Genomic DNA, 11,415 nt, shown 5'->3' with positions numbered 1-11,415 from the left:
CTCTTAAAACTTCAATATTTGAAAAAATATTTTTCTAAATTTCAAATATTGAGTTCTACAAAGAACACTAAAAAACAAGCAAAACAGTTGAAATGCTTATAAATAGTAGCTTTTCAAGTTTTTATCGGACAACAATGATTTAAAACCAAGAAAAAATAGTTATGAAAAAAATAATTTCATTTTCTTGATTCTTCCGTCAATTTTATTTTAATGATCATTTAAGGGCAAACCTTGTTCTTGCCAATCTTTCCAATTGATATAATCAGGAGCCACACGATGTTCTTCCATCGTTATGCATTGATCAACAGGGCATACTAGTTTGCATAAATTGCAACCCACACATTCCTCCTCTTTTACAGTATAGTCGTTATAAGGATTACCTCTTTTTACGTGTATAGATTGGTGTGAAGTGTCTTCACAAGCAATGTAACACAATCCGCAGTGAATGCATTTGTCCTGATTTATTTTAGCTATATGGTGATAATTGATATCTAAATCTTCCCAATGGGTGATTTTTTCAACCGATTTTCCAATAAAATCTGTGGTTTTTTCATATCCTTTTTCATCCATCCAATTGTTTAATCCTTCACACATATCCTCAACAATTCGGAATCCGTGATTCATGGCTGCGGTACAAACTTGCACTGATGTAGCTCCTAAAAGCATAAATTCAACTGCGTCTTTCCAAGTACTTACCCCGCCAATTCCTGAAACTGGTACCCTAGAAGCAATAGCATCCTGAGCTACGGTGGTCAACATTTTTAGAGCAATTGGTTTCACTGCTGGACCACAATACCCACCAAAAACACTTTTACCAGCAACATACGGATTCGGTACCAAGGTATCTAAATCTACGCCTGTCACACTTTGAATGGTATTAATTAAACTTAAAGCATTTGTTCCGCCTTCTACAGCAGCACGGGCAGTTGGTACCACCGAGTGCACATTGGGCGTTAATTTTGTAATTACCGGTATTGTTGCTTTTTCCATTACCCATTCTACTACCATTTTGGCAATTTCTGGATCTTGCCCTACAGCTGCACCCATACCTCTTTCGGTCATTCCGTGAGGACATCCAAAGTTTAACTCAAATCCCATTGCGCCAGCATCTTCGCATTTCATTATTAAATCATGCCATGATTTTCTGTCATTATCTGCCATTAATGAAACGATCATAGCTCGATCGGGAAACAATTTTACAACCTCTGTTATCTCTCGGAGGTTTATTTCTAAAGGCCTGTCACTTATTAATTCTATGTTATTGAAACCCATCATTCGTTTGCCTCCATAATCAAGAGCTGAATAACGAGAAGATACATTTTTTACCTGAGAACCTAAAGTTTTCCAAACAACTCCACCCCAACCTGCTTCAAAAGCACGAATTACATTTATTTTTTTATCTGTTGGTGGCGCACTAGCTAACCAAAATGGATTTGGTGATTTTATTCCTAAAAAATCAGTTGATATATCGGCCATAATTTTTTCTTTTTAATTGTTGAATGCAGGTTTTACTTCTGACTCTAGAATATAATCAATACCAAAAAGGTGTTTTACAATTGCTGCTGCTCCGCCTTTTCCGGCTTGTACAGCATCAACAACTTCTTTTCCTCCGTTGACGCAATCTCCTCCAGCAAAAACGCCTTCTATATTGGTAATTGTTTTGTTGGAAACTACTATTTTTCCGGTTGAATTTTCAAATTGATTGGCATTTACCAATTCTTCAAAAGGTGTTTGTCCTGCTGCTTTGATTACCATATCGACATCTAAAGTAAAAGTCTCACCCGAAACTATAGGGCTTCTTCTACCACTTTCATCGGGCTCTCCTAATTTCATAACATCACATACAAGTTGCGTTACTTTACCATTTTCGCCTTTGATTTCTTTTGGAGATGCTAACCAAATAATTTTACAACCGTCTAATTTGGCAATATCCAGTTCATTTTCCGTACATGGCATTTCATCTTGGGTTCTTCGATAGACTAATGTTACATCTGCAGCTCCCAATCGTTTTGCTTGTGTTGCAGCATCAATAGCGGTCATTCCCATTCCGATTACTGCTACTTTATCGCCCACTGCAATTTTAGAAAAGTCGTTATTTCTTAATTCGTATATAAATCGAATAGCGTCTTCCACACCTTCAAGCTTTTCTCCTTTGATATTTAATTGCCGTGCCAATCCCACTCCAAAAGCTAAGAAAACCGCGTCATAGTCATTTTTTAGTTCGTTTAATGTAACATCTTTTCCAAATTCCTGATTGTATTTTATGTCAATTCCGCCAATAGCCGTAATATAATCTACTTCCTCTTGACAAAACTCGGGCGTTACTTTGTAAGCTGCAATTCCATAGGTCATTAATCCACCCGCTTTGCTTTCTTTTTCATAAATAGTAACATCAATACCTTCTCTGCTCAAGGTATGTGCGCAGCTTAATCCTGCCGGTCCTGCACCAACGATGGCTACTCTTTTATCTTTGGATGGTTTTCTTTTGAATAATTGCCAATTCTTTTCTAAAGCTATCTCTGTAGAATAACGTTGCAATTTGGCAATATGAATAGGTGTTTCATGCATTAAATTATATACGCAAGCGCCTTCGCATAATTTCTCCACGGGACATACTTTACTACAACTAGCACCCATAATATTAGAAGATAAAATGGTATGTGCTGACCCTTTTATATTTTCGGTGGCTATTTGTTTGATGAATTTTGGAACATTAATCGATGTTGGACACGACTTCATGCAAGGCGGATCATAACAAAACAAACAACGGTTTGCTTCGACTAAAGCTGCATCTTTAGTTTCAAATGGTGGATGAATATCCGAGAAATTCTGTTGATATTCAACAGTGGTTAATCTATTACTTTTAATACTCATATTTATATTTCTTTACAATTATTACGGAGCAACTATTTCTCCATAAGTTTCAGGTCTTCGGTCACGGTAAAATTGCCATTTACCTCTAATTTCATCTATTAAATCTAAATCAAACTCTGCTACTACCAATTCGTCTTTATCTTCGGAAGCACAGGCAATGATTTCGCCCAAAGGATTTACAAAATATGATGTTCCGTAAAAACGTCCTAAATTCCATGGTTTTTCAATTCCTACACGATTAATGCACCCCATGAAATAGCCGTTTGCAACAGCATGAGCGGGCTGTTCTAATTTCCATAAATTTTGAGATTGTCCAACAGTTGTAGCCGAAGGATTGTACACAATTTCGGCACCGTTCAAGCCTAAACACCTTGCGCCATCAGGAAAATGACGGTCATAACAAATATAAACTCCCACTTTGGCATACTTAGTTTGAAAAACAGGATAACCCAAATTGCCTGGTTTAAAGAAAAACTTCTCCCAAAAACCGCCCGTTTGTGGAATATGATTCTTACGATATTTGCCCAAATAGGTTCCATCGGCATCAATAACTGCTGCGGTGTTGTATAAAACTCCAGCTTTGTCTTTTTCATAAACGGGAACAATGATGACCATGTCGTATTTTTTGGCATAGACTTGCATCCTTTCGGTGGTTGGTCCTGGAACGCTTTCTGCCGAAGCATACCAAGCACTGTCTTGTCCAGGGCAAAAATAAGGCGTATTGAAAATTTCTTGAAAACATAATATTTGAACTCCATTCCTTCCCGCTTCTTCAATATAAGGAATGTGCTTTTGTACCATAGCTTCCATGATCTCAGCTATCGTTCCTTCTCCCTCGGTAATAGCCAAACTTAATTGTATCAACCCTGATTTTACTATTCTTGCCATAAATTTATATTTTACCGTTTACTTTATTTCGTTTTATAAATTGACCAAAGCCTTTTTCTACCTTACATTGGTTATTGTCAATGGCAATGGTACCTCTTAATAAAACGGTTTTTACTTTTCCAGTCAATGCCCAACCTTCATACGCGCTATAATCAACATTCATGTGATGCGTCGCGGCGGATAATGTATGTCTTTCATTAGGATCAATAATGACAATGTCTGCATCGCTACCAATAGCAATAGTTCCTTTTTTAGGAAACATTCCAAATATTTTAGCAGCATTAGTACTAGCGACTTCTACATATTTGTTTAACGAAATTTTCCCTTTATTTACCCCTTCACTAAAAAGTAATTCCATACGATTTTCGATGGCTGGATGTCCGTTTGGAATTTTAGAAAAATCATCTTTACCCATTAGTTTTTGTTCCCACATAAACGGGCAATGATCTGTAGCAACAACGTTTACCAAGCCTTGATTAATTCCCGCCCAAAGGGTTTCTTGATCTTTCTTTTCACGCAATGGCGGTGACATGACCCACTTGGCCCCTTCAAAATTATTTTCATATAATGATGCGTCTAACAGTAAATATTGAATGCAGGTTTCTACAAAAACATGTTGGTTTCTTCGGGTAGCAAAACGAACAGCATTTAATGCTCCTTCGCAAGTTAAATGAACAATATAGCCCGGACAACCGGTATAATCTGCCATATCGGCAAAACGACTGCTGGCTTCAGCTTCGGTTACCTCTGGTTGTGATAAATAATGGTATAACGGTGCCAATTTTCCTTCGGATCTATGTTTGTCTATTAAATAATCTATCATATCTCCATTGGTAGCGTGAACATTAATTAAGCCTCCATGTTTTTTTACCTCATGCATCAAACCGACCATTTGACTGTCGTTGATCATTAATGCGCCTTTATACGCCATGAATGTTTTGAAAGAGGTGATGCCTTCTACTTCTATAAAATGCTGAATTTCTTTTTTAGTTTCTTCATTAAAGTCTGTCACTGCCATGTGAAAACTATAATCGCCAACGGCATTATTATCGCTTCTGCCTTTCCATTCTTGTAGCGCTGAATTCAAACTTTTGCCTTGTGTCTGCAATATAAAATCTATTACGGTGGTAGTGCCACCATATAAAGCCGCTCGTGTTCCTGTTTCATAAGTATCACTGCTGGAAGTACCCATAAAAGGCATTTGAAGATGAACATGTGGGTCAATTCCTCCAGGCATTACTAATTTCCCTGAGGCATCAATAACGGTATCAGCGGAAACTTGCAAATTTGCCCCGATTTGTTGAATCGTTTCTCCTTCTATATATATATCGGCTACATAATCGTCTGTAGCGGTAATCACTCTTCCGTTTTTTATTAAAATACTCATAATTTTTATTTTTTAATGATGTAAAATAGAGAGAAAATCATGTTCCTTTGGGGGAAGAACTATTTTTTATTCTTCATTAATAACCAATATACCAAGCCGCTTATTCCAAAACCTACGAACCAAGCATAATTGTATAATCCGATTATCCAACTTGGAAAAGCATCGCTCGAAAACACTTTAATTGTGGTGAAAAACCCTGGAATATTTGGAATAATTCCAACAATTAAAGCGATAATAGCGGCACTATTAAATCCTTTTTTAAAACTATAAATCCCATTAGAATCATACAAATCATTAATACTTAAGGTTTGTTTTCTAATGAAGTAATAATCTACAATCATAATTCCGCCTACTGGCCCAAGCAAACTAGAATAGCCTACCAACCAAGTAAAAATATAGCCAGATGGATCAGCGATTAATTTCCAAGGGAATATCAGTATTCCTATGATGCCTGTGATATAGCCGCCTTTTCTAAAATCAATTTTTGATGGAGAGAGATTTGCAAAGTCATTGGCCGGACTTACAATGTTGGCGGCAATATTAGTCGCTAATGTAGAGATAGCTACAGCAATCATTGCAATGCTTACTAGAAGTTTATTTTCGAATTTTCCTGCCAGAATAACAGGGTCCCAAATGGTTTCGCCAAAAACAATAAAAGTAGCAGAAGTAACCACTACGCCAACAAATGCAAACAAGGTCATTGATGTTGGCAAACCATAAATTTGACCCTTAATTTGTGCATTTTGCGAAGTCGCATAGCGCGTAAAATCGGGGATATTCAACGATAATGTAGCCCAGAAACCGACCATTCCGGTTAAGGCTGGAAAAAAGAAAGAAAAGAAATCGGCACTATTAGTAAATTTAGATGGGGTTGCTAAAATTGGCCCCAGACCCTTAGCCGCTACAATTGCCCAAGCTAACAATGCCAGCGCTGCGATGGGTAAAAAAATGGCTTTAAAGACCAATAGTTTTCGAATACTATCCACACCTAAATATACCACATACATATTCAACAGCCAAAACAAGAAAAAACAAAGGGCTGGTCCTGTTTCTAAACCAAAGGAATCGGGAAAGATTTGCGGAAGAGAAGCTATAGATGGTACCCATAAACGAACCATTTGAAACAAGGCAAAACCTCCAATCCAAGTTTGAATTCCAAACCATCCGCAAGCAACAATAGCCCTAAGCATCGCTGGAATATTAGCTCCGACGGTTCCAAAACTAGACCGAGCAAAAACTGGAAATGGAATTCCATATTTTGCACCAGCATGACCGTTTAAAATCATTGGAATTAAGACAATCGTATTGCCTAAAAATATCGTCAAAATGGCTTGCCACCAGTTCATACCGCCTTCTATCAAGGAACTCGATAACATATAAGTAGGAATGCAAAGACTCATACTAATCCATAGCGCAGCATAATTCCATGTTGTCCAGGTTCTTTTTTCAGCACCAATAGGAGCCAAGTCCTCGCTGTACAAAGATGAATTTGTATGATTAAAATTTTCGGACATAATTCTTTAATTATGAGATTAAGGCCTCGTCTGCTATTTTGAGTGCTTCACTGATGATGGCTAAACCTTCATCGATTTGCGATTCTTTGATGCACAATGGCGGTGCGATAAAAATATAGCCCCAACGTACAAAGGTATACAGCCCTAAAGCTCTAAGTTTTGCGGCGATTGCATTAGATATTTTCAATTCGTCACCAGACGCGTTATAGGAGGCAATTAATTCGCCTGTAGATTTGTTTTTTAAAATGTCTATACAGCCTAAAAGTCCAGTATTTCTATACTCTCCAAGGCTAGGATGATGATTTCTCATTTCCTTTACTTTAGATTCTAAATAGGCACCCATTTTGCGTGTATTTTCAATAAGGTTATCTGTTTCATAAATATTTATTACAGCTAATGCCGCAGCTATTGCAACCGGATGACCATTATAAGTTAATCCAATCATCATCGGAATATTGTCATATTTTGCTGCTATAGTATCTGAAACCATCAAGCAACCTAAAGGAATATAGGAAGAAGTTAATCCTTTGGCCATACATACCATGTCGGGAACAATCCCATGATTTTCGAATCCAAACCAATTGCCAGTCCTACCAAAACCGCTCATTACTTCATCGGCAATAAACAAAATTCCGTATTTTTCACAAAGTGCTTTTACTCCTTTCAAATAGCCTTTTGGATAATGTAAACAGCCAGAAGTACCACTTTCGCCCTCAAAAATAAAGGCCGCAATGTTAGTTTTTCCTTCAAAATGAATAACACGTTCTACATATTCTAAACTTAAACTTAATTTGGTTGCTTCGTCTAAATTTTGCATTCCAAAAAAATTATAAGGATCATCAATATGAATCGCATTGGGCATTTGTTGCGCATCGTTAGCCAATTTTCTTGGATCACCACCAACACTCATTCCACCAATAGAACCGCCATGAAAAGCTCTGTATCTGCCAATTATTTTATGTCTTCCTGTATATAAACGTGCTAATTTTATAGCATTATCCATAGAGGATGTTCCACAAAGCGTATAAAAGGCTTTGTTTAAATTACCCGGACAAATTTCTGCCAATTTTTTTGATAATTTGGCTCTTACTTCTGTTGTGCAAGAAGGCGTTACAAAACTTACTTTCTGCATTTGTTCTACAACAGCATCGGTTACACGTTGATCACCATGACCTACATTTACCGACATTAGTCCTGAGGAAAAATCAATGATACGGTTACCATCATTATCATATAAATAAACACCTTTGGCACTTTCTATTACAAGGGGGTTTAAAGCCGATTGTGCTGACCAAGAAAATAAACTAAACTCTTTGCTATCGTTTACTATTTCTTCTGTGGTCATTGTTTGTTCTTTCGTAATCATCTTTTACTATTGTTAATTAACTCATCCAATTTACACCGGCTTCGGCATTCCATTTCACGGTACTTTTTTTCAATTTTGTCCAAAACTCTATTGAACTCTTTCCTGTAATGTCGCAAACTCCAAATTTACTTTCGTTCCACCCACCAAAACTAAAGGGTTCACGAGGTACAGGTACACCTACATTTACGCCCACCATTCCGGCACTGGCTTTTTCCATTATATAGCGAGCCATGGCTCCATTTTGAGTAAATACACTGGCAGCATTTCCATACGGATTTGCATTTTCTATAGCCAAAGCCTCATCGACTGTATTTGTTCTCATTATTGAGATTACAGGTCCAAATATCTCTTCTTTAGCCACACTCATTTCTGGAGTAACAAAGTCAATAACGGTTGGTCCTACATAAGTTCCGTTTTCTTTACCTACTACTTTTGCATTTCGTCCATCTACTATTATTTTTGCACCCGCTTTTTCGGCTTGCGTAATATAATTTTCAATTCGTTCTTGAGAGGCTTTGTCGATTACTGCTCCTAAATTTACTCCAGGTATTATTTTACGGGCTTCGTCGCAAATTTTGTCTACAATAGCATCTATATTTCCTACACCTATCATAGCAGAGGCAGCCATACATCGCTGACCAGCACAACCCGACATAGAAGCAGCTACATTTTGAGCAGTCATATCAGGAATAGCATCTGGTAAAACCATTAAGTGATTTTTAGCGCCGCCAAGTGATAAACATCTTTTTAAATTTTGAGTGGCTCTTTTGTACACAATTTTAGCCACTTTGGTAGAGCCAACAAAGGATACGGCTTCAATATTAGGATGGTCACAAATGGCTTCAACAATTTCTACATCGCCGTGAACTATGTTGAATACGCCATCAGGCAAACCAGCTTCTTTTAATAATTTTGCCAAAACTCCACAACTTAAAGGCACCTTTTCAGAGGGTTTAATAATCATGCAATTTCCTAAAGCAATGGCATTTGGAATGGTCCAGTTGGGCACCATCGATGGAAAGTTGAAAGGCACGATGGATGCAACAACTCCTAAGGGCACGTATTCCGTTTTACATTCAACCCCTTTACTCACTTCTAATAATTCGCCCTGAACCAATTGAGGTAAAGATGTGGCAAATTCTGTCAATTCGATACATTTTTCAATTTCTGCCTTTGATTCGCTATAGATTTTACCATTTTCTTCGGTACATAAATCGGACAATTCCTTTAAATGTTTTTCTAATAATGTTTTGTATCTAAAAAAAACTTGAACTCTTTCTTTTATAGGAGTTTTACTCCAAGCTGGAAATGCGGCTTGAGCTGCTTTTACCGCAGTATCTAAGTCTGAACTTGAAGACATTGGGACAGTTGAAAGTAATGTACCGTCTAGTGGTGAAATCACATCCATTGTTCTTGTGGTTGTCGCATTAACAAATTCTCCGTTAATGTAATTCTTAATTTCTGGGTATTTCATTTACTGTTTATTTATTTTTAATGTTTTAACAAAAATAGAAACTATTTATAGACATACAAGCTATAATACTAAAAAAAACACAATGTAATGGTAAATTGAAAGGAATTTTGTCAATTATTACAATTTTTTGATTAGCACTATATTATTGTAAAATTAAAAAGCTGCCCTTTTTGGACAGCTTTATTTTTTAAATAAGAATCAAAGTGAATCTTAACCTCTTATTAATTTTTTATATTTCAATCGTTTAGGCGTTAAATCTCCACCCAAACGTTTCTTTTTATTGTCTTCGTACTCCGAGAATCCACCTTCAAAATAATACACTTCAGAATTGCCTTCGAAAGCTAAAATGTGCGTGCAAATTCTATCTAAAAACCATCTATCGTGCGAAATTACGACGGCACAACCTGCAAAATTCTCTAAACCTTCTTCCAAAGCTCGAAGTGTGTTGATGTCTAAATCGTTCGTAGGTTCATCTAACAATAGTACGTTTCCTTCTTCTTTTAAAGTCATAGCCAAATGCAAACGGTTTCGCTCTCCACCAGAAAGCATTGAAACTTTCTTGTTTTGTTCGCCTCCACCAAAATTAAATCTTGACAAATAGGCTCTAGAATTTACTTGTCTTCCGCCCATCATAATCAACTCCTGACCATCGGCAAAATTTTCCCAAATGGATTTGTTTACATCAATATTGGAATGTGCTTGATCTACATAAGCAATTTTCACAGTGTCACCAACCGAAAATTCTCCACTATCGGTTTTTTGTTCGCCCATAATCATTTTGAAAATGGTCGATTTACCAGCTCCGTTAGGTCCAATAATTCCAACAATTCCAGCCTGTGGTAAGGTGAAATTTAAGTTATCGTACAATAATTTTTCACCAAAAGCTTTAGCTACACCTTTGGCTTCGATAACATTGGTTCCTAACCTTGGTCCATTTGGAATATAAATTTCTAATTTTTCGTCCAATTGTTTTTGGTCTTCATTCAAAAGTTTGTCATAGTTCTGCAAACGTGCTTTTTGTTTGGTTTGACGACCTTTGGCACCTTGGCGAACCCAGTCTAACTCACGTTCTAAGTTTTTTCTACGTTTCGAGGCTACTTTTTCTTCTAAAGCCATTCGACTAGATTTTTGTTCCAACCAAGAAGAATAATTTCCTTTCCAAGGAATACCTTCTCCTCTATCCAATTCCAAAATCCAACCGGCAACATTATCCAAAAAGTATCTATCGTGCGTAACCGCAATTACAGTTCCTGTATATTGAGCCAAATGTTGCTCTAACCAAAGAACAGATTCAGCATCCAAGTGATTCGTTGGCTCATCGAGAAGCAAAACATCGGGTTGTTTCAACAATAATCGGCACAAAGCTACACGACGGCGTTCTCCTCCTGACAAATTTTTAATTGGAGTATCACCATCTGGAGTACGCAAGGCATCCATTGCAATTTCTAATTTTGTATCGATTTCCCAAGCACCAAGAGCATCAATTTTATCTTGCAACGCGGCTTGACGATCCATCAACTTGTCCATTTTATCCCCGTCTTCGTAGTTTTCAGGAAGACCAAATAAATCGTTTATTTTATTGTATTCATCCAAAACTGCCATTGTTTCTGCAACTCCTTCCTGAACAATTTCGAGAACCGTTTTTGTTTCGTCTAATTGTGGATCTTGTTCCAAATAACCCACAGTATACCCCGGTTGAAAAACGACATCACCTTGATAATTTTTATCAACACCTGCAATGATTTTCAATAATGATGATTTTCCAGAACCATTAAGTCCCAAAATTCCAATTTTGGCACCGTAAAAGAAACTCAAATAAATATTTTTAAGAACAGGTTTGTCTGCTCCAGGATAGGTTTTACTCAATTTTTGCATTGAGAAAATTACTTTTTTATCGTCGGCCATAGTATTT

8 protein-coding genes are annotated in these 11,415 nt (G+C 37.0%); all 8 read right to left on the bottom strand.

Going from position 1 to position 11,415, the window contains the following annotated elements; translation table 11 throughout:
• Window positions 1-207: 207 nt before the first annotated feature.
• The 8 genes from preA to ettA all read right to left on the bottom strand — a co-directional run bounded on the left by preA (window position 208) and on the right by ettA (window position 11,408).
• Window positions 208-1,476 (bottom strand): NAD-dependent dihydropyrimidine dehydrogenase subunit PreA, encoded by a 1,269-nt coding sequence (gene preA, locus RMO83_RS14740; RefSeq protein WP_310560460.1) that lies wholly within the window; start codon window positions 1,474-1,476, stop codon window positions 208-210.
• A 12-nt stretch (window positions 1,477-1,488) separates the two neighbouring features.
• Window positions 1,489-2,874, bottom strand: coding sequence for an NAD(P)-dependent oxidoreductase (locus tag RMO83_RS14735; protein ID WP_310560459.1), 1,386 nt, complete (start codon window positions 2,872-2,874; stop codon window positions 1,489-1,491).
• A gap of 21 nt (window positions 2,875-2,895) precedes the next feature.
• Window positions 2,896-3,762, bottom strand: coding sequence for a nitrilase-related carbon-nitrogen hydrolase (locus tag RMO83_RS14730; RefSeq protein WP_310560458.1), 867 nt, complete (start codon window positions 3,760-3,762; stop codon window positions 2,896-2,898).
• Between the two features lie 4 nt (window positions 3,763-3,766).
• Window positions 3,767-5,149, bottom strand: a complete 1,383-nt coding sequence (gene hydA, locus RMO83_RS14725) for a dihydropyrimidinase (RefSeq protein WP_310560457.1) — start codon at window positions 5,147-5,149, stop codon at window positions 3,767-3,769.
• Window positions 5,150-5,208: 59 nt separating this feature from the next.
• Entirely contained in the window at window positions 5,209-6,663 is a 1,455-nt protein-coding gene (locus tag RMO83_RS14720; protein WP_310560456.1) for an NCS1 family nucleobase:cation symporter-1, read from the bottom strand.
• A gap of 10 nt (window positions 6,664-6,673) precedes the next feature.
• Window positions 6,674-8,029: an aminotransferase class III-fold pyridoxal phosphate-dependent enzyme gene (locus tag RMO83_RS14715; protein ID WP_310560455.1), complete on the bottom strand. Its 1,356-nt coding sequence runs from the start codon at window positions 8,027-8,029 to the stop codon at window positions 6,674-6,676.
• Window positions 8,030-8,045: 16 nt separating this feature from the next.
• Window positions 8,046-9,503: a CoA-acylating methylmalonate-semialdehyde dehydrogenase gene (locus tag RMO83_RS14710; protein WP_310560454.1), complete on the bottom strand. Its 1,458-nt coding sequence runs from the start codon at window positions 9,501-9,503 to the stop codon at window positions 8,046-8,048.
• Between the two features lie 210 nt (window positions 9,504-9,713).
• Window positions 9,714-11,408, bottom strand: coding sequence for an energy-dependent translational throttle protein EttA (ettA, locus tag RMO83_RS14705; RefSeq protein WP_310560453.1), 1,695 nt, complete (start codon window positions 11,406-11,408; stop codon window positions 9,714-9,716).
• Between the last annotated feature and the right edge of the window lie 7 nt (window positions 11,409-11,415).

The organism is Flavobacterium sp. (assembly GCF_031423415.1).
In the GTDB taxonomy this organism is placed as follows: Bacteria; Bacteroidota; Bacteroidia; order Flavobacteriales; family Flavobacteriaceae; genus Flavobacterium.
This window is presented reverse-complemented; position numbering and strand designations above follow the sequence as displayed.

Excerpts from the sequence above, each read along its gene's own strand:
- hydA (WP_310560457.1), bottom strand. The coding sequence starts at position 5,149 with ATGAGTATTTTAATAAAAAACGGAAGAGTGATTACCGCTACAGACGAT.
- RMO83_RS14710 (WP_310560454.1), bottom strand. The coding sequence starts at position 9,503 with ATGAAATACCCAGAAATTAAGAATTACATTAACGGAGAATTTGTTAAT.
- RMO83_RS14720 (WP_310560456.1), bottom strand. The coding sequence starts at position 6,663 with ATGTCCGAAAATTTTAATCATACAAATTCATCTTTGTACAGCGAGGAC.
- ettA (WP_310560453.1), bottom strand. The coding sequence starts at position 11,408 with ATGGCCGACGATAAAAAAGTAATTTTCTCAATGCAAAAATTGAGTAAA.
- RMO83_RS14715 (WP_310560455.1), bottom strand. The coding sequence starts at position 8,029 with ATGATTACGAAAGAACAAACAATGACCACAGAAGAAATAGTAAACGAT.
- preA (WP_310560460.1), bottom strand. The coding sequence starts at position 1,476 with ATGGCCGATATATCAACTGATTTTTTAGGAATAAAATCACCAAATCCA.
- RMO83_RS14735 (WP_310560459.1), bottom strand. The coding sequence starts at position 2,874 with ATGAGTATTAAAAGTAATAGATTAACCACTGTTGAATATCAACAGAAT.
- RMO83_RS14730 (WP_310560458.1), bottom strand. The coding sequence starts at position 3,762 with ATGGCAAGAATAGTAAAATCAGGGTTGATACAATTAAGTTTGGCTATT.